Raw genomic sequence first — 25,904 nt, forward strand, 5'->3', positions numbered from 1 at the left:
ATGTGTCATGGAGAGGACAATCGATGCTCGTTGAGTTGACAGTCCTCTGACGGAGGATAGGTTAGCCGTTATCTATGGCCTCTAACTCCACTGCACTCTCCCCCCTTTCCTCCGCCGCGGCGGCCCTGCCCCGCACCACCATTCTGGATCCCGCCAAACGCGCATTCCCCCCTTTCTCACTGACCGGCTTACTGGGCTCCGTGTTTGAGCCGACACAGGGTTGCAAGGTCTGCATTTTGATTGATTTTGATGACCCCCAGACCTGGATCACCGATTACGCCTTCGTTGGCAAGGAAGGTTTCGAGGTTCAAAACAAAGCCTATGATGAATTTTTTCAGCCTCTTGAGAACGGCCCGGCATCCAGACAGTTAGGCTTTGCCCCGGTATCAGCTTTCTCCCCTCAAGAGAACGTCGCTTTGTTTGCCTACCGCTGCACGCATGGATCCAATCTGGACCTCAAGGACGAAGCCTGGAACACTGATGGACAACAGCTCTCGCTCGAGCGCGATATCTACCCGAACTTCGATCTGATCTTGTGTATTTCCACCTTCTCGGCCACAGCCCCGTTAACCGAAAAATGCAAGATCCATGGGTTTCGTGGGGCCACGATGCACGGACTCAACGATGTCATTCTGGAATCCGGCCTCGCCGTCAACTACGATGACGTTTCCTCGGATGCAGAAAAAGTGCGCCAGGCCATGACCGAAGCCGATGCAATTGAAATCGATTTTGGTCTGGAAGACGGTCGGGTGCTAACCGCTTGGCTCGGACTGGAGCAACAGGCAGCGCAAAAGTCGCACGGACTCTGCAAGGGGAAGGATAAACCCGACATCGCGAACCTCCCGGCCGGTGAAGTTTATTTCGTCCCTACTGATGCCCGGGGCCAGTTCCCCATGAAATACGAAGATGGCACCCTCGGTGTGCTGGATGTGGAAGACCGAAACATCATTCGCTCAAGCTTGATCGAAGGAAAGCAGTCAACCATTGACGAGCACAACCAACGGCTTACCGACGACCCGATGACCGGAACCATTGGCGAGTTAGGCTTCGGCACCCAGGTATTACCTGTATCCGGTCAGGATATTCAGGACGAAAAAGTACTGGGAACCTGCCACTTGGCAACCGGACGGGATGACCACCTCGGTGGCGACATCATCCCCTCGATGTTCAAAAAGCATGAGAATTCGACGCACGATGACATCCTCTTCGCACCCCACAAAACCCCGAACTTCAACATTCAACAAGTCCGGATGAAACGAGGGGATCAAGAGGAAATCATCATCGAAGACTTCCGCCCGTCCGAGTACATCCTCAACGCCATGGGAGTGGTGTAACGCCCGTGGGGCTTACTCCTCATCCGCGTCTTCCTCTTCCGCGGCCTCGGCTTCCCGTTTCGCTTTGAAACGTTCCTCGGTCAGCTGGTCACATTCCTCGTCGCTCAGACTGAATTCCAGGGAAACGTCCCCCACTTCCACCTCCATACCGTTGGTGAGTGTGATCTCCTCCTGCCTCTCACCATCGAGTTTGACTCCATTTGTGGATTCACAATCGCAGATCACCAAGCCTCCCTTGCGGCGTTCAATCGCCGCGTGTTGCTTGGATACGGATCGATGCTCGATCTTGACATCATTGCTGCTGCTGCGACCCAGGCTCACTTTCATACGCTTCATGTCGAAGCGATAAGCCTGGCTGTCTTTTCCGGGTTCGGTAATACTGATACGTGGCATAATGTTAGAATAGGGTTGGATTATTTCATATTCCCTACGTCAGGGAAAGAGTATTTCTCACAAAGAAATACAAAGCTCTAACCCTGCCCGATTCAAATGGTTGTTGTTCTATAGAAAAATGACCTCCCCCAAAGCTATCGCTTTTCCTTTGACTCTTCAGAGTATTTCATTTACCTAATGGCCTATGTTTATGAAAAAATCTTCCTTAGCAGCAGGTCTGATCATGACCAGCCTGGTGTGCAGCAGCACACAAGCAGCTCTGGTTGGCTACTGGGCGCTGGACGAGACCTCCGGAACAACCGCCTTTGATTCATCGGGTAACAATGTTGATGGAGCCCACGTCAACGGCCCCACCATCGGTGAAGCCTCAGCGGACCTCAGTCTGGGAACAGCCTACCGCTTCAACGGAGCCAACCAGGAAGTTGACCTTGGGGCCACCTACAACAGCCTGAACTCCAACCTGACGGTATCCGCATGGATCAATCCGGATGACACAAACGGCATCCAGCGTGTCTTTTCCTCTTCGACCGGGGCAGGATGGGGGGTTGGCCTCGATGGCGCGAATCTGCGTTTCACCACCTTTACGATTCTCGATTACAACCTCAACCTTGGTGCGAACCCAATCCAGGCAAACGAATGGACCCATCTCGCGGTTACGTTCAACAGCAGCTTCGATGCCGAGTTTTTTGTCAACGGCGTCAGCCGAGGCTCCATCGCGGGCAGCTCTGCAGCCAACCCCGGAACCAACGTCTATCGGATTGGTAGCCGAAATGGAGAAAATTACGACGGCCTGATCGACGAGGTGCGCCTCTACAATGAAGTCTTGAGTGATGCTGAAATCGCTGCACTCGCGACCATCCCGGAGCCCGCTACATCCAGTCTGGCTCTGCTCGGATCCCTCAGCCTGCTCATGCGCCGCAAACGCACAAGCTGAACCCAGGGTTACCGCTACTGTCATAACAATCACCACAAGGGCGAAGGCTCTTCATCCACCAGCGACAAAGGCTTCTCAGGTGGGTGATAGAATTGTAGCGCTCACTCATGCCTCATTCACCTGAGTCGATGATACCGTTATAACAATCGATGCTGTATTCTAGCATCTTTATGCTAGTCTGCGGTTATGGATCGTCATGTTTCTAGCCAAATTGAGGCGCTGCGCCAACAACAGGAGCGCATTCGCGAGACCTTACAGGGGCTCGAAAAACAATGCCAGCAAGTTGACCGGGACCTTGATCAACTGACGGTTCGTACCAGTGAATCCTCATCTGAGGCATTTCCGACTACAGACAAGCCGGCCAGCGATGAGACAAAGCAGCCAGCGAATCCCGCCCCATCCCATCCGCTTCAGCAAGCAATCGCCCAAGACAAACAACAGGTCGAATCTGCCACGCCACCACCGCTGCCCGCAGCCGTAAAAACAGCCGTAAAAACAGCCGTAAAAGCAAGCAAAGCATCCGGGCTCGAAACACCCGTCACATCCACAAACCCCACCGCTGCAGTCGAATCCACCAAGGGTGATTCAAATCCCCGCGATCCCGGCAAAGACAAGCCTGCCAAACCCGCTTCGCCGAGCCACCAATCAAAACCATCCCCTACCCTCGGAGAATGGGAACTGAACTTTGGGAAAATCTGGCTGGTCCGTCTTGGGGTCGTCTTCTTACTCACTGGCCTCATTTTCCTCAGCACCTACGCCTACCGCAACTGGCTGTTCCATTCCGGTCCAGCCGTCAAAGTCGCCTTCTTCATGCTGATCTCAATCTCCCTGACCGGAGTCGGGCTCTGGCTGGAGCGATGGAAAGACCGCTTCAAACACTACGGCCGGGTCCTGGCATCCGGCGGACTGGCCGCAGGCTATTATACATTGTATGCCGCCCATTTTACTCCCGCCCTGAAAATCATCGACTCTCCGGTGCTGGCGGCCACCCTGCTCACGCTGTGGGCTGGAATCATGCTGGCATTTGCCGTATGGAAGCAATCCAGAATCATCGCCGTAATGGCGATTGGCCTCGCCTTCTACGGCACCATCGTCAACCCGGCAGGAACCCTCTCCTTGTTCTCATCCCTGCTGCTGGCATCCGCCGGCGTCTGGCTGATGCTCCGATTCCGCTGGGTCGCAATCGGGCTCGGCACCACCCTGGCTGCTTATGCAGCCCATGCCTTCTGGCTGGGATACTACCCGGGGCAGATCGCAGAGCCCGTCCGCTTAACCTACCTCGCCTCATACTGGTTGCTCTTTTCCTTCAGTTTACTCACTCCGCAGGCAAAACGACTCGATCACGCCGTGCAGCGCGCCATGGCAGCCATCAACAACACTTCCGCCTGGGGGCTGACCGTCTTTCTGATTCCGAGTTTCACCGCCCACCCGCAGATCGGTTGGATCTCGATCGGTATCGGCGTCTTATGGCTGGGGATGGCGGCGGCTATCCGCTGGCTACCCGGTGACCGAGCCTGGCACCGCTCACTCGCCGTCATCTATGGATACCAAGGAGCTTTGATTGCCAGCCTCGGTATTTTGCTCGAAGCCACGGGCTACACCCGCTTTCTGATCTTTGCAGTGGAAGCCTGCATCCTCCTGGCCGGGGCGAGGCAGTTTGGTGGCACTCTCGCGCGTCTGGCATCCACCCTGGCTATCGTCGTCTCCGTCCTCGCGGCATTACCGGAGGCCAATGGCCTGAAAATGGCAAGCTGGCCATCCTACGCAGCACTCGCTCTGGTCTATGCGGTCTACACTGCCATCGTCCGTTGGGACTGCGGAAAAAACAGGCAAAACATCGGGGTCGCCATGATCCCTGCCGGGCTCGTCTGGTTGGTCCTCGCATTCGGGGTGTTCAACCAATGGTCCGCAGTCCTCGGCCTGCATGGGCTATTCCTGACCTCTGCCGCCACCCTATGCGCTTACCTGTTCACGAAAAAGCCATGGTGGTTTGCCGACCTCGCGCTGATCTCCTTCCTCCCCTGCCTGGGTGCCGTCTGGTGGTTTTTCTACGAATCACAAAATATCGGTATCCCCTCTTCTGTGACCCCCGTGGCCACGGTCATACTCTTCTGGTTTCTCATCCCCCGCCACCTGAAAGCGTGGGACGAACTGATGGATCATCGTGAGGCCTCCAGTAGTATGAGTCTCGAGTGGGTATTCAGTATCCTCGCCACTCTGATGACCGCCGTCACTCTGAGCGATCCTTCATTTCCCGACTCCCTGTGGTTGGTCGCCGGCGGCCTGCTCGCCCTATCCGCCCACGCCGTCTCACACTTCACCCAACGTCGTAGTTTCGGCGTCCCGGCATTACTTTTTCACGCCATCGCCTGGGTTCATCTCCTTGCCGAGGGAAGGCAATTCCCCCTGCTCGGCTGGATGCCCATGGTTCTGGCCCTCGTGCAATTGGCTGCGGTCGATACCATCAGCCCGATACTCGGAAAAAGACGACTGCGGATGATGCTCGCTCTGATGGTTCTGGCAAGCGGAGGCGTTCACGCTTACCAAGAACTGGCACGCCCCGACCTGATGCTGACGGTCATCGGTATCGGTATGATCAGCTGGGCCTACGCCCGAAACAGCCGGGGATTCGCCTCAGCATGTGGCACCCCCGCCTTGATTCTCGCCTGTGTTGTCTCGCTGCTGAGCCATCCGGTGGACGACTGGGCTCGCTATCTCCCCATGCTGGCGACTATCGGTGTGCACGCACTGCTCTGGCGACGCAGGCCAAGCACCGACTCAAACGACCCTTGGCTTCCCACCCGTTCACTCATCCTCGGGGCCTCACTGCTCAGCCTGTTTTTCGCCACCTCCATCCATGTCAGGTCGAGCTTCGAGGGCTCCGGACTCTCCATCTGTTGGGCCCTACTGGCAATCAGTTTGTTCTGCCTCGGGCTGCTGATGCGCTGTCGACCCTACCGCTTAATCGGCCTTGCCTGGCTGGCGCTCGCCGCGATTCACGTGGTCAGTGTGGACGTGATGCGTCTCGGCACCCTCGGCCGCATCCTCAGCTTCATCATCCTCGGCGTAGTGCTGCTTCTTCTCGGGTTTCTTTATAATCGATTCCAGGAAACCATCCGTAAGTTCCTCTAATACAAAAACATCGGGAGACACCCTCAAACCCTTGCCCTGCAAGAGGTGAAGCCCGAATGATCCCTATCCGTTGAAACGAACGTTTTACAGTTGTTGGGCGATTCCATTTGTGCGCTTGGCTGAATACCCGTATCGAATACATGTGCCATCCCCCCAGCATAAGTCACTGAAGATTAACATCTAAAGTCAAAGCTGATGACACATCCCCAAACACCCCTTACATCCTCTTCCTCTACTTTGAGACAAGGGAAGAGTTCTGTCCCCGTTGATCGTAGCTTCTTTCGTAAGCTCTACGACGATCCGGATCGTGTGTCCGACCGCAAGGCATAACCTTGCATTTTGTTATTAGGCTCGCTCGCCCCCCCATGGTGAGCCCTCTCCCCCCCACGGAGAAAAATAGACCCGAAACACTGCTGTCGCGGTGATCTATTGCCCTAATAACCCAATACACAACCCATGCAAAAAACCCAGTTCGCGCGTTACGGCGCCGCCGTCACCGCACTCACCCTCATCCCCCTCACTTACCAACTCATCAACCGCCCCAACAGCATTCCCCATGCCGAAACCCATACGGCGGTCGATTCCAAAACTAAACAACAGACACCCCACTCACACTGCCAAGGATGCACCGGTCACGCACCGCATGACGCCCGCCAGAACAGTTCTTATGGAACCATCGGATTGCTCTGGGAGACGTCACTGCCCAACCCCGCGGAAGCCGCCATCACCCTGGAAATCACCAACGGAGCCCCGTTGGCTAGTGAGTATCGTGTCGGCGAACGTCCACAACTTGTGCTCGAAGACGGCACCGAGGTTCAAGTGGAGGTCTCGTCCCGCTATGTCCACAGTGACGGAACCGTGGCCGTGGATGCCCTTGTGCCCATCAAACAAGATGGAGCACCCGATGGCCACTTGCACATGCAGTGGAATGATCAGGATGGATTTTTCCTCGGCCAAATCGAATTCCCCAACCACCCGCTGGCCTACGAAATCACCCGCCAGAATGACGGGACCCCTGTCATTACCCGCCGCACCATCGATCAACTGCTTTGCGCAGAAGTCGAACCTTCGACCATGCATGTCCGCTACGGCATGCCGGCCGTCGATGAAGCTTTGGCCAGCGAATGGGAAGCTACCAGCGAAGAAACCACAGCGGCGGAGGGTGAAACCACCATCACCGAAGAAGCGGCCATGCTGGTACCAGCTCTCAACAGCTACCCTTCGGCCGAAGCTGTCGTTTACCTCGATTTCGACGGAGAAGAGGTTAAAGGCACCTCCTGGGGGTCAAACATCAGTGCAGCACCAACCGGTTACTCCGCAGCCAAAATCACTGACATCTGGAAACGGGTCGCCGCCGATATGGAACCATTCAATTTGAACGTGACCACCGAAGAGGCCGTTTATCTCAACGCACCTGCGACACGAAGAATCCGCTGTATCATCACCCCTTCCAACGAATGGTATTACAGCCCCTCCGTGGGTGGCGTGGCCAAACGCAGTTCCTTCACTTGGTCTGGTGACACCCCGTGCTGGGCATTTTCCGACAACTTGCTCAACGGGACCAAATATATCGCCGAGTGCTGCTCTCACGAAGTAGGACACACCCTCGGATTGGCTCACGACGGAAAAGACTCCACCACTTACTACGCCGGGCATGGGTCCGGAGCCGTTGGCTGGGCTCCCATCATGGGCAACGGCTATTACAAAACCCTGACCCAGTGGAGCAAAGGTGAATACTCCGGAGCTACCAACACTCAGGATGACCTCGCCATCATCGCCTCCAATACCAACGGATTCGGCTACCGCAACGACGACCACAGCAGTAAAAAACAAACCGCCAGCGTCATCCCACGCAATGCCAACGATCAGATAAGTGCCACGGGTGTCATCGAGACCCGGGGCGATGTCGACATCTTCGAACTCGAATCCGGCAGCGGCTCCGTCACTCTGGAGGTCCAACCAGCCAACAGTATTGCCAACGTCGATCTGATGGTCGAACTCTACGACGCTCAGGGATCGCTTATCTCCACAGCCAACCCCGGAAGTTTACTCAACGCCTCCATCAGCACCCAACTAGATAGTGGAACCTACTACCTCCACGTCAAGGCCACCGGATACGGCACGGCCGATACGGGAAGCTCAGACTATGCCAGCCTGGGGGCCTACACCATCCATGGTCAACTGGCCTCCGATTCGCAACCAAGTCCCTACGAGCTCACCGTTTCCAGCCTGCCCGAAGAAGATCGCGATCTTGGTGACGACCCCGATGGCGACGGCTTAAACAACCTCGCCGAGCACGCACTGGGAACCAACCCCGATACTCTGGATACCATCCAAAACTTCACTTCTATAGAAGCCCTCGGACCATCCGCCGCTGAATTTATCATCGATCTGCCCGCTGAGATTCCAGCCGATACCATTTATGTCGTCGAGGCCACATGCGCTCTGGAATCCAATGAATGGACCAGTATCGCCATTTGCAGCGATTCGGGACAATGGTCCGGCGATGCCAGCGTCTCCGAAGAAATCGGCCCGAACGGCAAACGCCGCTTCCGTATCAACGATCACTCCGGCGAATCCTGGACCTGCCGCTTCATGCGCGTCCGCTTTGAACTCGCCAACAACAGTTAAATCCACACTTACTCAAGCTTGCTTAAATATATAATCCAAGCATCAAATGTGTTAGATTATAAATAATGAAAAAAGAGTCGGAAACAAGATGCCAGAATATGCACATAAGTCACTCAAGATGAGCCATCAAACCATCAGCTTTCACAACCAGCTGTTTTATTTTTACAAACTATTAATATCTTGAAATTATCAAGATATGCTTTTATATTAAGTTACCCTGCAACGTGATTTTTATTTACGGCAGGCAAAAAAAAGAGACACTATCAGGTGCTGGATAACCCCCCCCTTTGATCCCGCCCTCAAGACATACATATAGATACATAGACCCTCGGGTCATCCAGTCATTTCACGGAACTTCTAATCAAGGAAGGAACCCCCCTCCATGAAAATGACCCCCAAACCCCCACATAAACGTGCGGCCGCCAAATACGCGCTAGCGATAGGCTGCACCCTCTTCGGTTGGTTAAGTCCACCCGTCGAGGCAGTATCCATTGATTTGACAACCAGCATAAACGCTGGAGGTGAGATCAACGGTGCCATCTTCTTAGTAGACAACTCCCAGCCTGCCGGAACCGGCATATTCGGTCGCGATGCTGGTGGCGTATTTCTGCGTATCCAAGTAACGGGAACCGAGCAAGGATACAATACGAGTGCCAACGGTGTCATGGACAACAAAACAGGTCCATTCACACGAGATTTGCTCTACTCCACACTCAACACGGTAAGCATTGAAGGTTCGCTCTACGTCCCGTTTCTGCTGGACACCAATGAGATGAACACAGTTGAGGGCCGCACTATTACCATGGAGAGCCTGAAAATATTCAGCTCGACCACGGGAGGCCTGTCCCATGGCGACATTGGAGGACTGGAAGGCGATGCGGCAACGACGTTGCTGTATGACCTTGACGGAACTCCAGACGGCGACAGCTCAGTGCTACTCGATTACGACCTAATCGGTCGCGGCAGTGGAGCTGCTGACATGGGAGTATTCATACCGCTGATCAATTTTGCGGGTGTTGAGGATGACGAATACATCGTTCTCTACAGCTCTTTCAGTGGTGCTGATGCTGGATTCGAGGAATGGACACCTGGTGCCCAGGGGCCACTTCCCCCCGATGATCCTGGACCCAACCCTTTGCCTGAACCAAGCACAGGAGTAATGGGATTGATTGGCTTGATGCTGATTCTCCGCCGTAGAAACCGATAAAACCACTACCACCGACCTGCTCGCCTCATGGCGTGCAGGCGGTAGGTTTATTGCGGCTTCCCCGCCGTTGACCCCCAACCGTATCACCCGATGAACATCCCCCCTTTCATGAAATATTGGTTCTCGCTCGTATGGACCATTTCCACAATCACTGGAGCTCAAGCTGCCAGTATTTGCTGCCCATTGAACGGGCAGGCCGCTATCTCCGTCTTGTGTGACCAGCCACAGATAAGCACCGTCGTCGAACAAAGGTCATTTGTTCCCATTCCGGTGCAACCGATCGCCATCATCGACCCGGTGGATATCGTTCAAGTTACCTATTCCTGCGGTCTGGCAGAGAGCAGTGTTGAAATTGAATCGTGGCAAGAAAGCTTCCCGCTCCTCGCCCCAGTTGAGCATGCCGTGACGATTACCGCACCGAATTTTACGATCGGGCAAACAGAAACAATTGAAAACTTTAGCCAATTTGGCGTAGTCCCCGAACCGAGCACCGCGACGTTGGGGGTTATTAGCCTGATCCTACTGTGGAGGCGTAGAATGCCTTAAACCCCCACGAGTAGGAAACATACCGGAAAGAAGTTCCGGAAAAATGAGTCCGCACGCTGTTTGGGCAGTGTGCGGACTTTTATTTTTAAATAAATTACATCTTTACATTTATTTTTAATAAAACTATAGTCAACTGTCGGTTAAACTGACCATCTCGCATTTTTATATACCCCCTTTCCTGGCAGGAAAATTCCGGGTCTCCCGGAGGAACAATAAAGCCCGCGTGCCCTAGGGAGGCATGCGGGCTGTTTGTTTTGATGTGATGTCATTTGTGAAAATACCACGCATGACCACGCTCTCATACCGTATCTTACACTTCGGCACGCACAATCCCCAGGGGATTGCTCTCTTTCAATTCGTCAGGCAAGAGGAAATCCGGACAGTCCTGCCAGCAAACAGCACGGGTAAAGCGGTAAATCGACATCGTGCCCACCGAAGTACTCCGGCCGTCCGAGGTGGCTGGGAATGGCCCTCCATGCACCATGCTGGCACACACTTCCACGCCGGTTGGAAAACCGTTAAACACCAAACGCCCGGCACAGGCTTCCATCCATTGACACAGGCTGGATAATCGGCGCAGCTCATCATCCGTTCCGTGCACACTGGCTGTCAATTGACCTCCCAAGGATGCCATCAATGCCTCGAGCTCTTGATCATCACCATACGTAACCAACAAAGTCGCCGGACCAAACACCTCCTCCGCCAAATCATTGGCAGCAAGAAAATCAGAAGCCGTTGTCTTGAACACAGACGGCACGGCCTGGTTCAAAGCCCCACCGCAGCTGCCCGAAGCCAGAAGTTCGACACGATCATGTTGATTCAAATGCTCCAGTCCCTGATCGTAGGCTTGGCAAATTCCAGCATTCAACATCGTGGCACTAGCACTGGCGGATACGAGTTCGCTCAGCTTGCCCGTAATGTGTTGGGCCGCATCTTCCTGGATAAAAACCAACCCCGGATTCGTGCAAAACTGGCCTACGCCGAGAGTCAGCGATTGGAACAACCCTTCAGCAAGCGTATCCCCTTTGCTTTTCGCCAACTCAGCCAAAATCACGACCGGGTTAATGGCACTCATTTCGGCATAAACCGGGATAGGTTCGGGGCGTGCCGCAGCCAAATCCATCAAGGCCCTTCCACCGGCATAAGAACCGGTAAACCCAACCGCCTTAATCGATGGATGCGTCACCAACGCCTGCCCTACCGTCCGACCCGAGCCATAAAGTAACGAAAACACACCTTCGGGTAATCCACAGTCAGCGACGGCCTGCTGAATCGCCAGCCCCACAATCTCAGCCGTCCCACTATGGGACGAATGCGCTTTGACAATCACCGGACAACCTGCCGCTAAAGCCGAAGCCGTATCTCCACCTGCCGTGGAAAAGGCAAGGGGGAAGTTGGATGCCGCAAACACAGCCACAGGACCGAGCGGCCGCATCATACTGCGTGTATCCACTTTCGGCAATGGCTCGCGATCTGGCTGGGCACGATCAATACGGGCATCCACCCAGGACCCCTCCTCAAGCATGGCAGCAAACATCCTGAGCTGTCCACAGGTCCGGCCTGCCTCACCACGAACCCGCATTTCAGGCAATCCGGTTTCCAATGGCATCCGGGCGACCAAATGATCCAGTGAAGCTTCAATCCTATCGGCAATCGTTCTCAGTAAGGTTGCTTTATTCTTCCCTGAGGTCGAACGAAAGGTCTGGAATGCCTCTGATGCGAGTTGCACAGCCAAAGCCAGTTCCTCGTCGCTCGCCGACACATAGTCCGGCTCGAGTTCCTCATTGGTCGCCGGGTTGATACTGTTACCAGCCTGGGCAATTCCCTGGCCCCTGCGAGCTCCTATAATCGATGTTCCGTTAAGTTTCATATTGTTAAAAATAAATTCGTTATGTTCTCCTGTTGGCTCTGGCAATACACGGGATTCGTGGATGCATGCCCCTGTTGGATTAATGCGTCGGGATACCATAACGGAAAGGGTCCTCTTCCCGAAGAAAGAAAATAGCCTCACCATTGACATGGGCATGTCCCGAGATTTGCGGTGTCATTTGCCCATCTGATTCGGCAATCACCCGCCCCTCAAAAACGGTGTTCAAAATACTTGCCTGCTTCCAGACCTGACCGAGCTGCAACTTGCCGTCAGCAAACAGACAGGCCAGCTTGGCAGAAGTCCCGGTTCCACATGGAGACCGGTCATAGGCCTTACCCGGGCAAAGCACAAAACTACGGCTGTCAGAAATACCAGGCGTCGGATCTCCGAACACTTCCACATGATCAATCTCCATCCCCTCGGCTCCAGTCACCGATTGTTCTTTTAAAGCGGTGGAAACGGCTGAAGAAAATTCAGTCAAGGCTGCGATACACTCAGGAACGACTTCCGGGCACTGCTCGGCTTGCGATCGATCCACGAGAAAAAACCAATTCCCCCCCCAGGCAACATCACCCGTCACCTTTCCCCATTTCCCCACATTCAAGCTTACACCTCTGCGGTAGCGATAACTCGGCACGTTTGTCACCGTCACCGATCCATCATCATGCCACTCCGCCAGCACTTCACCCACGGGTGTTTCAATCCGGTGTTTCCCCACCGCTATTCGACCCAAATGAGCAAGGGTAACGGTCACCCCAATCGTTCCATGAACACAGCCATTCAAGTACCCCACGTTATTGAAAAAAATCACCCCCGTAACACACTCCGGATTAACCGGTGGGCAAAGCAAGGCACCTACCATTGCCTCATGACCGCGTGGCTCGTGAATACAAGCACTACGTATCCAATCATATTTCTCCTCGAGCAGCTTCCGCCGCTCCATCAGCGACCCCTCATCCAGCCCCCGAACAGACTCCGGCCATGCCGTGACGACACGGGTTGGTTCGCCTCCGGTATGTGAGTCAATAATACGGAGAAAGGGCTGTTCGGGGTTGCTCATTGGTGTTGATTACTCTACCATGCGGGTCTTGTCAGAATCCACAGAAGCCACCTTTTAATCCGCACACCTATGAGTAGCCCAGCTGATATCCGAAAAGCCTTTTTTCAACGTTTGGACCGCCCTCTTCTCGTCGAGCATCTGTTTGACCAGGTTCCCGACATCGCTTTCTTTATCAAAGACCACTTAGGCCGTTATGTCGCTGCCAACAAAACCCTCTGCCAACGATGCGGTGTAGAGAACAAAGATGGAATCATCGGCAAAAAAGCAGACGAGTTATTCCCTGCACCACTCGGAACCACCTTTGCCGAACAAGATCAACAAGTACTCAAAATGGCACGCAGCATCAATGCCCGGCTCGAACTCCACCTCTACCCTGATGGCCACGAAGGGTGGGGTCTAACATACAAAGAACCCATCTTCGATAACAACCGTTTGATCATCGGTGTCTCCGGCATCACCCGGGACCTCCACACCTTCACAGAGCACAGTGACGACCTCTCATCCGTCTCGGACGTGTTAGAATACATCCGGAATCACATCGATCAACCTTTGCGCCTGCCTGATCTGGCGAAAATGGCAGACCTTTCCGTATATCAGTTAGATCAACGCATTCGCTCGATTTATCAAATATCCTCCGGTCAGCTGATTACAAAAACACGCGTCAATGCGGCCTGCCATATGCTCACCGCTACCGGCAAAACCATTTCTAACATCGCCCAGGAATGCGGCTACTCCGACCAGTCAGCCTTCAGCCGGCAGTTCAAGCAAACCACTGGTCTGACACCGAAGGCCTACCGTGACCGGCAACTCCCCTAGCTCGGCACAGCAGCACACTAACAACACCTTGATTGAATCCTGATCGAAGGACTGGAGAGATGACCCCGGTCCTTCATTGGACTGCGCACGTGGGCGAAAAGCTTCCTCTGGCCCGCACTCAATCAAATCGCATGGGATCCAACTTTTGAATATCCATCAGAGGAGGACGGCCAAGCATCGATTCCATGACCAGCTGCCCGGTCACGGGCCCCATACTCAGCCCCATCATCGAGTGGCCGGTTGCCACCGTCAGATTGGAACATCCTGCAACACGCCCAATATATGGAAGTCCATCCGGAGAACATGGACGAAGGCCTGCCCATGCTGGGGTGTCTTGAAAATCTTCTTCTGAGAATGAGGGGAAATATTCACAAGCGGAGCGGACAATGCCACGAATTCGGCGGGAATTAACACTCAAATCCGCTCCACAGATTTCCATGGTTCCGGCGAATCGAAGCCGCTCACCCATGGGAGTTACCGCCACCTTCGCCTCCGCTAAAATCGAGCACAATTGTGGCTGCTCCCTGGGGGACTTCAATGTGAGCGAGTACCCTTTGCCGGCTTGCATGGGCATGCGCTTCCCCATCGTTTTTAGCAGACCATCGGTCCAGACACCGCAGCACAAGAGGATTTGACTGCCCGGAGGCACAACCGCACCCTTCAAGGAAACCTGACCATCCCCCTGCCGATCCAGACCCGAGACTTCGGCATCGTAGATCATCTCTGCCCCCATGGACTCAAGCTCACGACGCAGGGCGGACAAAAACGCAGCAGGGTCGAGGTGGCAATCCTGCTTGAACCAGACCCCACCAACAACGTCCATCTGGATCTTTGAATCCAACTCCGTCAAGCGCTGGGGTGAACACAGTTCGGCATCCACTCCAAGCTCACGCGCCATTTTCGCCACTTCAGCCTCTTCCTCCATGCCTTTTTCCGTCCGACACAGCATCAGCAATCCACGTTGCTCCACAGGGATTCCGATTTGTTTTGCCATGTCAAGAAACAGGCGGCGGCTCGCCAAATTCAGATCCCGCAACAACTCGCGGCTCGCCATCACATGTTTATCCGTTGCATGAGAAGTAAACAGCCTCCCCCAGCGCATCAGGTCGAGACTTGCTCGTGGCCGAATAAAAAACGGACCCTCAGGGTCGGCAAGCCACTTGATCCCCTTACCGATGATTCCCGGTGCAGCCAAAGGGATAAAATGGCTGGGGACCACCATACCGGCATTTCCGTATGAGCAACCGGAAACATCAGACTCAGATGGGGCCCGGTCAATCACACTGACGCGCATCCCTGCCCTCAGGCAGTGCCATGCCGTACACAGACCAATAATACCTGCACCTACGATAATCACGGGTTCGGAGTGCTTTGCGTTCATGACAACCAACTTACCATCAGGGTCTAGTCAACATGTGCAGCCCGCACCTCGATATCCGCACAGGTGGCGTCCACCCAAATCATCCAAGGGAACGATTAGCACACACCCCGATGTAACGCCCACATGCGCCACGCACACGAGAACACCTTTGTCACACCTTGAACTCAAGGCCAAACGAGCACCGCCATTCCGACAAACGAACCACTCAAATGGGATTACTTGGTCGGAGGCAATGCCAGCAAGGCACTCGTCATACAAAAGGCATCCGGAACAGGCATCCGCTTTTTACCGTGCCCGGCACCCCAGGAATCCGTGTAAATCAGCTCGTCCGTTTTCTTGTTGTAACCAATGATGAGTCGCATGTGACCGCCAAACGCCTGCGGTAGGTTTTCCTCCTTAAACATACCGAGCTGCAAACACCAACCGACGGGAACCCCTTGGTCGATATAAGTATAAATCTTATTTTTAAACCGTGAATAACTCGATTTTTTGACCATCACACTGCGGTAAATGTCTTTATCACATTCCCTACTCAGCTGCTGACGACTGACAACCCCTTCATCGACATCATCCCGAAATTCTGTTTTGCCCTGTTTCTTAGCGATTTTATTATAGCTCTTTACGTCGCGGGCAAACTCCTTGAGCCCCCGGTTGTAGTTGCGAATCACCCGGTCATAATCCTGATACGAGCTCTTTCCATCCGGCATTTTATCCGCCAAGCCTGTTGGATACTCATACAGAACCAAGACCTTGGAGTGGACGTGGCGCGTCACTTTTTTCAATGAGGCGACCATCTCACCGAGAGACGTTCCACTTCCCGGGCCGGTGCCCGCAATTTGAGCAAGCTCGTGTTGGTCGACTTCCAATCCATAATATTGATAAACACGCGCAGCCGATGCCACGGCGCAGTATCCCTTACGCCCCTGATCGACCATCGGCACCCCTTCGATAAATACATCACCACTGGCCCGGTCCTCGACTACATTGGATTTCAGCGATGAGCGATTGGCAATCTTTGCCTTATCCGCATTCTTGGGCTTCATGCGCAAGCGCAGAAACTCAGCATTTTTCCCATCCCGGCTGATACTCTTCTCCAAGAGCAAAGCGCTTTTGTCCCACATCCAAAGCTGTCGGTCCAGCTTGACAGTGCCTCTCTGGCTCATGTCTCTTGGGCGCACTTTGGTTTTTGTAGAAATCTCGTTCATGATGTGATTCCGGCGGTCATTAAACGCCGACAGGCCAATCGCGCCATCATCACCACGGTTGTATACAGATACCGTCAACGAACTGATTTTACCGTTCTCCGAACGCAGAACCGTTTCCCCTGCTTCCTTCCCGAACAAGGTAAACCCCTTACCTTCCGATCGTAAATCCTTCTTCGCCGCAGACATAAATACAAAGCCATTGGCTTTGTGCTTTTTCTCAAAATCCGTGACAGACATGGACCAGATCTCCTGGTTGAGCACAAGGCTCTCCAACTCAAAAGCCTTGGGTTTCACTTTCGTTTTACTGAAAGCCGGGGCACAAAAGAGCAAACAAACAGGCAGAAGGAGGAAATACTTCATCGTGCTGATTTATTATAAAATCAGACCAATGATGAAAAGAACAATTGTTCCCATTTTCCGTAGCACAGCGATGCAAGCCGGTACGCATCCTAAATCCAGCCTTTACACAGTGATCCAGCCAAGCACATGCTGACGAATCACTTCATCTCGCCATGACCGCTTTCTTCAAATTCTGCCTCCTGATTGTTACCGTCACTCCATTCTGCTTAACGACCTCCTCCTGTGTCGTCAAGCAAACCACCACCAGAGATGGAGCCGTGGTCGATGAAAAATACATCATCAAACGCCCGGTCAAAAAATTCATCCAGAATGCAGAATTTGAATAGAGCTCGAATCATCGTGTCCGACCGTCACTGATGGCTTTTTCGAGCCGCTCCATCAGCTCCTTGACCTTGGCTGGCTGCGTTTTTGCCAGGTTGTTTTGTTCGGCCAAATCGTCCTTCAGATGATACAACTGCAATGCCTGGTCCTTGGATCGCTTACCGGGAACCAGTAGCTTCCAATCGCCCACCCGGATTTGCTTGGCACAGTCCGGGTTACTGGCAACCCAGCTCTGGGTGATGATCTGCTCACGCACCGCTTGCTTTGGATTGGTCAACACCGGCAGCAAACTCACACTATCAGGCGCATCCTGTTCAGCCAGTGGCTGTTTCACGATATCGGCAGCCGTGGCATAACAATCGACCAGACCAACGATTTGCTCACTCACGGAGCCGGAAGGGATAACACCAGGCCACCGAGCGATAAAAGGTTCACGAATGCCCCCTTCATACGGCGTCACCTTGTAGCCACGCAAAGGACCGTTAATCTTCTGGCCATACACTTTCTCCTGCTCGGCGTAAACACCACAGCCACCATTGTCACTGGTGACAATCAGCAGGGTATTGTCAGCCACTCCTTGCTCGTCGAGCGTTTTCATAATTTCACCGACACACCAGTCAAATTGGTGAATCGTATCCCCTCGACGACCAAATCCACTGCTTCCCAAAAAGCGAGGGTTAGGGGCAATCGGAGCGTGGACATCATGAGTGGAAAAATACAGGAAGAACGGCTTGTCCTTGTTTTCCTTGATAAAATGCACCGCCTTGTTCGTGATGGTATCGGCAATCGAATCATCCTGCCATAAAGCCGTCTGACCTCCGGTCATAAAACCAATCCGGCAGATCCCATTCACGATCGAGCCACCCCGAATCTCATGCACCGGATCACGATGCGTCGGACGAATCAACTCCGGGTGGGTTTTTGCCGTCGGGCTATCAAAAACATTCCCTCTGAAGCTCACCTTGATCGGGTCCGCAGGGTCCAGATTCACCACCTTGTGATCTTCCACATAGACGCAAGGCACCCGGTCACCAGTGGCAGGGATCAAAAACGAATAATCAAAGCCCAGCGTATTCGGGCCGGCATCAATCTCAGCATTGTAATCGGTTTTCCCCTCACGCCCCATACCGAGATGCCATTTGCCAATAGCCGCAGTGGTATACCCGGCTTTTTTCATTACCTGGGCAATCGTCGATGTGCCCTCAGGAATACAAAGCGGGGCATCACCAGATAAAATCCCGGTCCCCGGTTGGCGCCACGCATGCTTGCCCGTCAGCATGGAAAATCGCGTCGGAGTGCAGGTCGCCGCACCCGCATAGGCATCGGTAAAACGCATTCCCTCCTGGGCGAGCCGATCAATATTCGGGGTCTTGATTTTTTTCGAGCCATAACAACCAAAATCCCCATAACCGATATCATCGGCAAGAATAAGAACAATGTTAGGTTTTGATGTTTCAGCTGCGGCTACCAATGTAGAAACAGACAAGGCAATAAATGTTAGTTTAAAATGATTCATAGTCATGACATGCGTGATGGATAGAATGAAGGGGCTTGAAATGACGTCCCTTCTCAGAGAGATCCACGTCGATGTCAATGGGTTTGCTCAGCGCCGTCAAATTAGACGATAAAAAAGAAGTTCCTCTCATCCACGGTTCTCATTCTCGGCTTGCAACGCAATCATCTTGATTGTTGTCGAGAATAGCTTAGGGTGTAAATGGTCTCATTGGCGGATTTTACAGGCGCTGCTTGGTTTGATCTCTCCCCTGAGCCCCCATTCGACGCTTCGAAATACCAACCCCCAAAGAAGCCATGATCGTCAAAACCCTGAAAGAGCATCTGGATGCTCACCAAATCAAATACACCACCACCAGCCACTCCCCGGCATTCACTGCCATGGAAGTCGCTGAAATGGCACACGTTCCAGGCAAGCAAATGGCCAAAGTCGTCATCATGCGATTGGAACAACGCCTGACCATGACCGTCCTACCTGCGAACTACCGGATCAACTCCGCCCGTATGGTTCAGGCCATGCACACAGCCAACCTGCGCATTGCCAATGAAGATGAATTCGGCCACATGTTCCCGGATTGTGAGCTCGGAGCCATGCCTCCTTTTGGCAACCTGTATGGCATGCACACCTACGTGGCTCGTAGTCTGGCAGAAGACAAGTGGATCACCTTTAGCGCGGGCACCCACTCCGAAGTCATCACCATGCTGACGGAAGATTACCTGCAGCTGGTCAAACCAAAGGTGATTTCTTTCACCGACCGTTTTTACCCGATTCCTGAACAGCACAAAACCAAACATCGGCTTTAATCGGCAAGCTTCACGGTGGATTGTGTATCACCGATTTATCGGACCATTCAGGTGCCGCAGAAGGTTGCATGTACCACTTCATCAGGAGTCGGAGGCCGTTCATACGGTTCATTTTCAGCTTGATCGTCGTATGGGTGCGCAAGCACTCCAAGCAAACGATGAAACACAGAAAAGTCACCCGCATACGCAGCGGCAATGGCTTGCTCCACACGATGGTTTCGTGGGATAAGCACCGGATTGGCCGAACGCATCCTGTCCACGGCACCGTGCGGTAAGGCATGGGCGGACCAAACGGAAAACCATTCGTCAAATGGCTCGGGGTCATCAAATAGGTCCGACAAGAGACCCCCAGACTCACCGGAAGCACACTGGGTCAGACGGCGGAAAAACAAGGTGTAGTCAACGGACTGATTCGCCATCAATGACAAGGCATCCTGGATAAGCGAATCCGGGGCATCATCCGCCAGTCCGAACTTCTCCCGGAATCTACGGAAATAAAGATCAGAAAAGCGATCTGAAAAGGTATCCAACTCAAGTTTGGCCATCGCTACCGCCTTATCTTGATCCGGGTCAAACAGCGGCAGCAAAGTTTCCGCCAAACGGGTCAGATTCCAATACGCGATATTCGGCTGGTTTCCCCAGGCATAGCGACCCTGCACATCAATCGAGCTGAACACACAATCCGGATGAAAAGCGTCCATAAAGGCACAGGGGCCGTAATCAATGGTCTCTCCTGAGATCGATGTATTATCGGTATTCATCACGCCGTGAATAAACCCCAGCGCCATCCAATGCGCGACAAGCTGCGCCTGACTCTCGATCACGGCCCGGAAAAATGCCAGATAGGGGGCAGCCGCCACCGGCTGCCCTGACGTGCCAAGGCACTCTGGATAATGGCGGGCAATCGCATAATCCGCCAATTCACGAACCGCCGCCGTATCCCGCTGGGCCGCGAAATACTGAAACGTCCCCACCCTGATATGACTGGCGGCTACGCGAGTAAAAATTGCCCCAGCCAGCGGCCCGTCCTGACGAAAGACCGGCTCACCGGTCGTCACGGCCGCCAAAGCGCGCGTCGTCGGCACCCCGAGCGCATGCATCGCCTCGCTGAGGAGATACTCACGAAGCACAGGTCCCAGCGCCGCCTTACCATCGCCACCCCGTGAAAACGGCGTCAGACCAGACCCCTTCAGCTGGATATCTCGCCTCCCCCCGTGGCGGGCAACCACCTCACCCAGCAACAGGGCACGACCGTCTCCAAGCTCGGGAACAAAGCCCCCAAACTGGTGCCCTGCATATGCTTGGGCCAAGGGGTCAGCTCCTTCCGGCATGTCATTCCCTGAAAGCATCCCGATCCCGGCCGGGGACTGGAGCCAGTCAGGATCAATGAACAGTTCTTCTGCCAGCGCCCTGTTGATTTGAATCAGATCAGGCGAAGGAACCTGCGCGGCGGCCTGTTTGACATAAAACCGTTCAGGCAATTGGGCATAAGTGTTATCAAAAGGGATGCTTGGCATGCTGGGGGGGGATCTTGGTTGATGCTGATAGAAGCAAAGAAAAAAGAACCCTGCTCATGGACGGGTTTAATGTCGACCCTATTCAATCTTCTTCAATCACCTATTTTTCACACGACTTTCATCAATATTTCACGGTGCGCTGCCATGATCAGCCCATCATGAAGGAAAAACCCACAGAGCAAGTCACCATCACCCTGCCGAGCGATCTCTACCAGCAACTCAGAAGCCAGGCCCATCGGAACCACCTCTGCCTGGCCGATTATATCCGGAAAAAGGTAGAACCTCACATCACCAGCCCAAGTCTCGGCAAACTACCACTCAGAGAAATCATCGCCCGAACCACACCACATAGCATACCTCCGGATGCCCGGCTGGATTTTTATACCTAGTAGCCAAACAGATGGTAGTACTGGTATTACTCATCACCATCCCCCCCATCGCACGAGTTGTTAGCCATCCGGATCATTCATCAGTGCACGCTACACGCTTCCATTCCTCAAAACACTTCTTTTTTTTATTCCAACGGTAATGGATGTCTACGTCGACGTCCTCAATATTTCCGCGCTCGGTAAACATAAAACAAAACCCCTCCTTGGTCGCCCGAATGACATCAGTGGATGGCAAGCTACATTGTGGATGGAGGTAATTTTCGTCGGGCTCGTCATCCAACCTCACCGCCTGCACCTTTCCCTTTCCATCGTCTGAAAAAGTGAACAACATGTAATGACTTCCCCAGCTATTACCCGGCTGACTCAAATTAAATTCACTGATGCCATCCCGATTGAAGTCACTGGTGACAATCTTCCAGGGCCCGACCGGAAACATCAGTGGATCTCCAAACGTCAAGGGGAGGCAGAGCGGGTTGAGTGACGTAATCTGGAGACGACCATCCTGTTTGGTCAGAGTGAGCGTAAATGTCCCCTTCTTATGCGGATCCCCAAGAAACATCACCTGCTCCCCCTTGTTCATCTGAAGACGCAGCTTCCCCGATTGCTTTTTCCCCTTCTTGTCCAAAGCATACACCACCTTGACTTCAGCAATGGTTTCCAGCTCGGCGGGCTCCTTGGCATCGACACAAGTCACCGAAACCAAGGCCGTCAAAGCACCTAAGAACGAGCAGGGAACAGAACGGAAATGAGAAAATAAAACATCAAACATCGACCGCCAGAGTATGGCTCACCCCTTGCCACCTCAAGGGGATTCGTTCCTGTATGTCAAAATCAGAAACCTGAGTGCCTACCGGGAGCAAGCCCACACAAAAAAATAGCGATCCAAACTCTGTTTTGTTCATTGACAGATGATTGTCCTGAACCCGAGCCTGTTATTGCTTCATTGATCTGTGCCATATCGGAATCACCAACCTAACTGCATTCTTGGCATCAAGCATACCAAGTCCCTTTTTTACCAGCGAGCCACGTTCCACCCAGCGACCAACACACAACAGCATGAACCATCTGATCACCACCATAAGCGCCGTCATCGCACTGACAGCATCATCCACCGCCAGCCCTGATTTCAAACTGGACTGGGATCAAACCCCAGACCAACAATGGACAGGCCCTAGCACCTGGGCCAACCGACTCCAGGACTGGAACGTTCATCAAAACCGGGTCGAATGCACTCCGAACCGTAACCTGCCGATGCGCACCCTGCATCTGTTGAGCCACGACGTCGAAGCCGCCAACGGCAGCATCGAATTAAACGTCGACCTCGGCCGTCTGGACCAAGAGACCACCCAAGCGACAGGTGGTGCCGCCGGATTCCTGATCGGAGCAGGCAGAGGAAAAATGGACTACCGTGCAGCCTCCATCGTGCATCAAGTCCCTGGCCCCGGTGCCGGACTCTTTACCGGAGTGGATCTACAAGGCCGCGTCTTTATCCACGACAACGAACTCGGGGTGTATGGCTACGACGATCTCAAGCCACTCGCACAAAGCAAAGCACAGCCAAAACTGAGCAGTGGAACGGTCAAGCTGAGCTGCTCCGCCACAAAACAATCCAATGGCACTTGGAAAATCGAAGTCACTGCCAAGTCAGCCGATGGAAAACAATCCTCCACCGTATCCGGTGAGGTGCCCGAAGAACGCATACTCGGCAACCTCGCCCTGGTCGCCAACCCAGGAGGCAAAAACAAAGACTATGCCCGGTTCTGGTTCGACAACTGGGCGGGTAAAGGTGAAGGCTTGAAGGCACACACCGATCGCAGCTTCGGTCCGGTGGCCGGAACGCAATACACCGTGAGCCGACGCATTCTCAAAATCAACGCACAGATGGTACCACTGCCCGCCAAACGGCTGAAAGGTGCCATCCTCGAAGTCAAAAAGGACGGTAAGTGGCAAAAGATCGCAACGACGGACATCGATCCCGTCTCGTTCACCGCCCTGTTCCGTGTTGAGAACTGGGACGACACCCAGGATGTTCCCTACCGCGTCACGGCCCCCATGCCAGCCTCGGACGAACAAGCATGGGGTGGCACCATCCGTCGTAACCCACGCGAGAAGGAAGAGTTCGCCGTTGCCGCTTTCACCGGGAACCACAACTTCTGCAAACAAATTGCCGCAGGGCCGCGCCACAACAAGGGGCGCAAAGGAAGCTGGATCGAAGGATCATGGTTCCCACATGCAGACCTGGTCGACAGCATTAGCGCACAAAACCCAGACCTGCTCTTCTTTTCCGGCGATCAGGTGTATGAAGCCGCCAGCCCCTCGTTCCCGGATCGGGCCGCCGCCGAACTCGACTACCTCTACAAGTGGTATCTCTACGTCTGGGCTTTCCGCGATCTGACCTGTGATATCCCAACCGTCTCCATCCCCGATGATCACGACGTGTTCCAAGGTAATTTCTGGGGCCAGGGAGGCCGCGCTGCCAAGCGGCAAAACGACGGAGGCTACGTCTATCCGGCAGAGTTCGTCAAGATGGTGGAACGCACCCAGACAGACAACCTTCCCGACCCCTATGACCCAACACCGGTCGAACAAGGCATCGGCGTTTATTACACCGGACTCAACTGGGGGCCCATGAGTTTTGCCATCATCGAAGACCGCAAGTTTAAAACCGGCCCGGATTCCGACGAAGTGAAATCCGGAGACAAAAGCAAGTTAGTGCTTCTCGGAGGCCGCCAAATGAAATTCCTTAACGAATGGGTTGGCGACTGGAGTGATGGTGCCGCAATGAAAGCCTCGCTGACCGCTACGATTTTCGCCCAGCTCCACACCTGGCGCAATAAAGACGGCAGCATCGAACAAGACAAGGACACAAACGGCTGGCCGGTAGCCGGCAGAAACGAGGCCCTACGCTCATTGCGCAAGGGATACACGCTCATGATTGGCGGCGACCAGCACCTTGCCACCACCGCCCACCATGGCGTGGATGAATTTGGCGATAGCGGCTGGAGCATCTGCGTGCCATCGATTGCTAACTATTTCCCACGTTCGTGGAAACCGATCAAGGCAGGCATGAACCGCAAACCCGGCCAACCGGAGTGGGCCGGCGACCACCATGATTCATGGGGGAATAAAGTCAGCATGTATGCTGTGGCCAACCCAGGCAAAGAAAGCGGACACAAACCGGAGCTACTGCACGACCGCGTGCCGGGCTATGGCATCATCCGCTTCAACCAAAAGACGCGCAACATCGAGATGGCAAACTGGCCGCGCTACGCAACCGTTGGTAAAGGAGAGCCCTACGAAGGATGGCCGGTCACGGTGAGCCAGCAATCCAATTATGGACGCAACCCGGTTGCCTATTTACCTGAAATTTTCTCAGAGAAAACCAATCCGGTGGTGAAGGTCATTGAGAAAAAATCAGGAGAGCTGGTGTATGCTCTGCGGATCAATGGTAACAAATTCACTCCGGGCGTTTTTGCTGAAGGTGAATATACGGTCAAAGTCGGTGAGCCAGACACCAAGGAATGGGCGGTTTTATCGGTAAAAACAGGAGCCAAGCAAGAGACCATCAACCTTGGCGAAAATGATTTTGATGCTGAGTAGTCCTGTTTGAGAAAGACCTTCGTGGTTGTTGAATGCGGCAGGTTGCCGCTGCTGCGGGGGCGTCCAGAGCAGAGCCGGCCATCCTCAGTTTTTCTATTGCTTAAACCAAGCTATAATGATATCCCAAAAGAGAATTGTTAAATAAAATTACCAACCTTATGAAAAAGCATCAAATACTAATAGTAGTTTTCATCGCTTCGTTGCTCTTCAGCTTTAATTCATATGCTGCGAAAAGTGCACGTCATGCGATTGCGGGGTCCAAAACAGTGGTTGATTTTGTTGAGGGTAAAGTGGTTTTAAATAAAAATGGAAAAGCTACACAAGGAGTGTTGTTGCGAAATATGCACCTACTGGTTACTGGCAATGCCTACACAGCACCCTTTCTTTTTAAAGCTGGGACCATGGTGAAATTCGATGCGAAAGGGAAGGTTGTTGAGGGGGTTTTGGCTATGAATACACATTTCCAAGTTCCAGGATACACCTCCCTTAGACTATTTCAGGCTGGGACTATGGTGAAGTTTAATTCGGCTGGGAAAGTTTACGATGGAACTGTAGGGCAAGGCACAACGATAAGGGTTGCTGGCGGTCGGATTGTGAACCTTACCAAAGGTACCCGTATTGTTCTGAATGCAAAGGGGGAGGCTACTATTTATAAGTCTCGATAATGGAAAAGCCGTGGCATTAAGGTGTAGATTGCAAAGTGCTCGTAATCGCTCGATATCTACACTGTTAGAGTCACATTGAAGGAACTCCAGTGAGAGTCTCACTCATACTGGACACCTCCCACGAGTTTATCGTGGCTCATTCTCGGTGGCCGCATTTGTGAACCACTTTCTTCTAAGTAAAGGCATGTAATCACCATTCAAAAAACATCCCCCAAAAACACTTTTCA

The 25,904-nt window shown here is 53.4% G+C and carries 20 protein-coding genes; 12 read left to right on the plus strand and 8 right to left on the minus strand.

Annotation, left to right across the window (positions count from 1 at the left end):
- Window positions 1-74: 74 nt before the first annotated feature.
- Window positions 75-1,334 (plus strand): M29 family metallopeptidase, encoded by a 1,260-nt coding sequence (locus tag HW115_RS09710; protein ID WP_227021400.1) that lies wholly within the window; start codon window positions 75-77, stop codon window positions 1,332-1,334.
- 12 nt (window positions 1,335-1,346) lie between these two features.
- On the opposite strand, the gene HW115_RS09715 is transcribed toward HW115_RS09710, so the two are convergent.
- Window positions 1,347-1,727 carry an FHA domain-containing protein gene (locus HW115_RS09715; protein WP_178932424.1) on the minus strand — a complete coding sequence of 127 codons (381 nt, stop codon included), beginning with the start codon at window positions 1,725-1,727 and terminating at the stop codon, window positions 1,347-1,349.
- A gap of 190 nt (window positions 1,728-1,917) precedes the next feature.
- Here HW115_RS09715 and HW115_RS09720 point away from each other — a divergent pair, with 190 nt between their 5' ends.
- From HW115_RS09720 to HW115_RS09740, 5 genes are all read left to right on the plus strand, one after another.
- Window positions 1,918-2,661, plus strand: a complete 744-nt coding sequence (locus tag HW115_RS09720) for a LamG domain-containing protein (protein WP_178932425.1) — start codon at window positions 1,918-1,920, stop codon at window positions 2,659-2,661.
- Between the two features lie 186 nt (window positions 2,662-2,847).
- Entirely contained in the window at window positions 2,848-5,793 is a 2,946-nt protein-coding gene (locus tag HW115_RS09725) for a DUF2339 domain-containing protein (RefSeq protein ID WP_178932426.1), read from the plus strand.
- Window positions 5,794-6,249: 456 nt separating this feature from the next.
- Window positions 6,250-8,424 (plus strand): hypothetical protein, encoded by a 2,175-nt coding sequence (locus HW115_RS09730; RefSeq protein ID WP_178932427.1) that lies wholly within the window; start codon window positions 6,250-6,252, stop codon window positions 8,422-8,424.
- A 382-nt stretch (window positions 8,425-8,806) separates the two neighbouring features.
- Window positions 8,807-9,631, plus strand: a complete 825-nt coding sequence (locus tag HW115_RS09735; protein WP_178932428.1) for a hypothetical protein — start codon at window positions 8,807-8,809, stop codon at window positions 9,629-9,631.
- A gap of 108 nt (window positions 9,632-9,739) precedes the next feature.
- Window positions 9,740-10,177, plus strand: a complete 438-nt coding sequence (locus tag HW115_RS09740) for a hypothetical protein (RefSeq protein WP_178932429.1) — start codon at window positions 9,740-9,742, stop codon at window positions 10,175-10,177.
- A 310-nt stretch (window positions 10,178-10,487) separates the two neighbouring features.
- Here the strand turns inward: HW115_RS09740 and HW115_RS09745 are convergent, their stop codons facing one another.
- Together HW115_RS09745 and HW115_RS09750 are read right to left on the minus strand one after the other, a co-directional pair.
- Window positions 10,488-12,047: an aldehyde dehydrogenase (NADP(+)) gene (locus HW115_RS09745; RefSeq protein WP_178932430.1), complete on the minus strand. Its 1,560-nt coding sequence runs from the start codon at window positions 12,045-12,047 to the stop codon at window positions 10,488-10,490.
- Between the two features lie 79 nt (window positions 12,048-12,126).
- Window positions 12,127-13,107 carry a proline racemase family protein gene (locus tag HW115_RS09750; RefSeq protein WP_178932431.1) on the minus strand — a complete coding sequence of 327 codons (981 nt, stop codon included), beginning with the start codon at window positions 13,105-13,107 and terminating at the stop codon, window positions 12,127-12,129.
- Between the two features lie 69 nt (window positions 13,108-13,176).
- Here HW115_RS09750 and HW115_RS09755 point away from each other — a divergent pair, with 69 nt between their 5' ends.
- A complete protein-coding gene (locus tag HW115_RS09755) occupies window positions 13,177-13,923 on the plus strand; it encodes an AraC family transcriptional regulator (protein ID WP_178932432.1) in 747 nt (248 codons plus the stop codon).
- 118 nt (window positions 13,924-14,041) lie between these two features.
- Here the strand turns inward: HW115_RS09755 and HW115_RS09760 are convergent, their stop codons facing one another.
- Both HW115_RS09760 and HW115_RS09765 read right to left on the minus strand, forming a co-directional pair.
- On the minus strand, window positions 14,042-15,304 hold the full coding sequence (locus tag HW115_RS09760) for an NAD(P)/FAD-dependent oxidoreductase (protein WP_178932433.1): 1,263 nt from the start codon (window positions 15,302-15,304) through the stop codon (window positions 14,042-14,044).
- Window positions 15,305-15,519: 215 nt separating this feature from the next.
- Window positions 15,520-16,869 (minus strand): C39 family peptidase, encoded by a 1,350-nt coding sequence (locus tag HW115_RS09765; protein WP_227021401.1) that lies wholly within the window; start codon window positions 16,867-16,869, stop codon window positions 15,520-15,522.
- A 152-nt stretch (window positions 16,870-17,021) separates the two neighbouring features.
- Between HW115_RS09765 and HW115_RS09775 the strand changes: the two genes are divergently transcribed.
- Entirely contained in the window at window positions 17,022-17,195 is a 174-nt protein-coding gene (locus HW115_RS09775; protein ID WP_178932436.1) for a hypothetical protein, read from the plus strand.
- Between the two features lie 8 nt (window positions 17,196-17,203).
- Here HW115_RS09775 and HW115_RS09780 read toward each other — a convergent pair whose 3' ends face one another.
- Window positions 17,204-18,706 (minus strand): sulfatase family protein, encoded by a 1,503-nt coding sequence (locus tag HW115_RS09780; protein WP_178932437.1) that lies wholly within the window; start codon window positions 18,704-18,706, stop codon window positions 17,204-17,206.
- A gap of 293 nt (window positions 18,707-18,999) precedes the next feature.
- Here HW115_RS09780 and HW115_RS09785 point away from each other — a divergent pair, with 293 nt between their 5' ends.
- A complete protein-coding gene (locus HW115_RS09785; RefSeq protein ID WP_178932438.1) occupies window positions 19,000-19,506 on the plus strand; it encodes an aminoacyl-tRNA deacylase in 507 nt (168 codons plus the stop codon).
- A 47-nt stretch (window positions 19,507-19,553) separates the two neighbouring features.
- Here the strand turns inward: HW115_RS09785 and HW115_RS09790 are convergent, their stop codons facing one another.
- Window positions 19,554-21,023, minus strand: coding sequence for a protein adenylyltransferase SelO (locus tag HW115_RS09790; RefSeq protein ID WP_178932439.1), 1,470 nt, complete (start codon window positions 21,021-21,023; stop codon window positions 19,554-19,556).
- A 158-nt stretch (window positions 21,024-21,181) separates the two neighbouring features.
- On the opposite strand from HW115_RS09790, the gene HW115_RS09795 reads away from it, so the two are divergent.
- The gene (locus tag HW115_RS09795; protein ID WP_178932440.1) at window positions 21,182-21,412 is read left to right on the plus strand and encodes a hypothetical protein; all 231 of its coding nucleotides are present in this window, start codon (window positions 21,182-21,184) and stop codon (window positions 21,410-21,412) included.
- A gap of 73 nt (window positions 21,413-21,485) precedes the next feature.
- Here HW115_RS09795 and HW115_RS09800 read toward each other — a convergent pair whose 3' ends face one another.
- Window positions 21,486-22,181, minus strand: coding sequence for a hypothetical protein (locus HW115_RS09800; RefSeq protein WP_178932441.1), 696 nt, complete (start codon window positions 22,179-22,181; stop codon window positions 21,486-21,488).
- Between the two features lie 287 nt (window positions 22,182-22,468).
- Here HW115_RS09800 and HW115_RS09805 point away from each other — a divergent pair, with 287 nt between their 5' ends.
- Both HW115_RS09805 and HW115_RS09810 read left to right on the plus strand, forming a co-directional pair.
- A complete protein-coding gene (locus HW115_RS09805) occupies window positions 22,469-25,012 on the plus strand; it encodes an alkaline phosphatase D family protein (RefSeq protein WP_178932442.1) in 2,544 nt (847 codons plus the stop codon).
- 158 nt (window positions 25,013-25,170) lie between these two features.
- Window positions 25,171-25,677 carry a hypothetical protein gene (locus tag HW115_RS09810; RefSeq protein WP_178932443.1) on the plus strand — a complete coding sequence of 169 codons (507 nt, stop codon included), beginning with the start codon at window positions 25,171-25,173 and terminating at the stop codon, window positions 25,675-25,677.
- Window positions 25,678-25,904 lie beyond the last annotated feature (227 nt).

This window comes from Oceaniferula marina, from assembly GCF_013391475.1.
In the GTDB taxonomy this organism is placed as follows: domain Bacteria; phylum Verrucomicrobiota; class Verrucomicrobiia; order Verrucomicrobiales; family Akkermansiaceae; genus Oceaniferula; species Oceaniferula marina.

Bases quoted from the DNA above. Each gene is read 5' to 3' on its own strand.
- HW115_RS09720 (WP_178932425.1), top strand. From the start codon at position 1,918: ATGAAAAAATCTTCCTTAGCAGCAGGTCTGATCATGACCAGCCTGGTG.
- HW115_RS09725 (WP_178932426.1), top strand. From the start codon at position 2,848: ATGGATCGTCATGTTTCTAGCCAAATTGAGGCGCTGCGCCAACAACAG.
- HW115_RS09710 (WP_227021400.1), top strand. From the start codon at position 75: ATGGCCTCTAACTCCACTGCACTCTCCCCCCTTTCCTCCGCCGCGGCG.
- HW115_RS09790 (WP_178932439.1), bottom strand. From the start codon at position 21,023: ATGCCAAGCATCCCTTTTGATAACACTTATGCCCAATTGCCTGAACGG.
- HW115_RS09765 (WP_227021401.1), bottom strand. From the start codon at position 16,869: ATGAAGTATTTCCTCCTTCTGCCTGTTTGTTTGCTCTTTTGTGCCCCG.
- HW115_RS09740 (WP_178932429.1), top strand. From the start codon at position 9,740: ATGAAATATTGGTTCTCGCTCGTATGGACCATTTCCACAATCACTGGA.
- HW115_RS09775 (WP_178932436.1), top strand. From the start codon at position 17,022: ATGACCGCTTTCTTCAAATTCTGCCTCCTGATTGTTACCGTCACTCCA.
- HW115_RS09730 (WP_178932427.1), top strand. From the start codon at position 6,250: ATGCAAAAAACCCAGTTCGCGCGTTACGGCGCCGCCGTCACCGCACTC.
- HW115_RS09735 (WP_178932428.1), top strand. From the start codon at position 8,807: ATGAAAATGACCCCCAAACCCCCACATAAACGTGCGGCCGCCAAATAC.
- HW115_RS09715 (WP_178932424.1), bottom strand. From the start codon at position 1,727: ATGCCACGTATCAGTATTACCGAACCCGGAAAAGACAGCCAGGCTTAT.
- HW115_RS09780 (WP_178932437.1), bottom strand. From the start codon at position 18,706: ATGAATCATTTTAAACTAACATTTATTGCCTTGTCTGTTTCTACATTG.
- HW115_RS09755 (WP_178932432.1), top strand. From the start codon at position 13,177: ATGAGTAGCCCAGCTGATATCCGAAAAGCCTTTTTTCAACGTTTGGAC.
- HW115_RS09810 (WP_178932443.1), top strand. From the start codon at position 25,171: ATGAAAAAGCATCAAATACTAATAGTAGTTTTCATCGCTTCGTTGCTC.
- HW115_RS09795 (WP_178932440.1), top strand. From the start codon at position 21,182: ATGAAGGAAAAACCCACAGAGCAAGTCACCATCACCCTGCCGAGCGAT.
- HW115_RS09745 (WP_178932430.1), bottom strand. From the start codon at position 12,047: ATGAAACTTAACGGAACATCGATTATAGGAGCTCGCAGGGGCCAGGGA.
- HW115_RS09760 (WP_178932433.1), bottom strand. From the start codon at position 15,304: ATGAACGCAAAGCACTCCGAACCCGTGATTATCGTAGGTGCAGGTATT.
- HW115_RS09785 (WP_178932438.1), top strand. From the start codon at position 19,000: ATGATCGTCAAAACCCTGAAAGAGCATCTGGATGCTCACCAAATCAAA.
- HW115_RS09750 (WP_178932431.1), bottom strand. From the start codon at position 13,107: ATGAGCAACCCCGAACAGCCCTTTCTCCGTATTATTGACTCACATACC.
- HW115_RS09800 (WP_178932441.1), bottom strand. From the start codon at position 22,181: ATGTTTGATGTTTTATTTTCTCATTTCCGTTCTGTTCCCTGCTCGTTC.
- HW115_RS09805 (WP_178932442.1), top strand. From the start codon at position 22,469: ATGAACCATCTGATCACCACCATAAGCGCCGTCATCGCACTGACAGCA.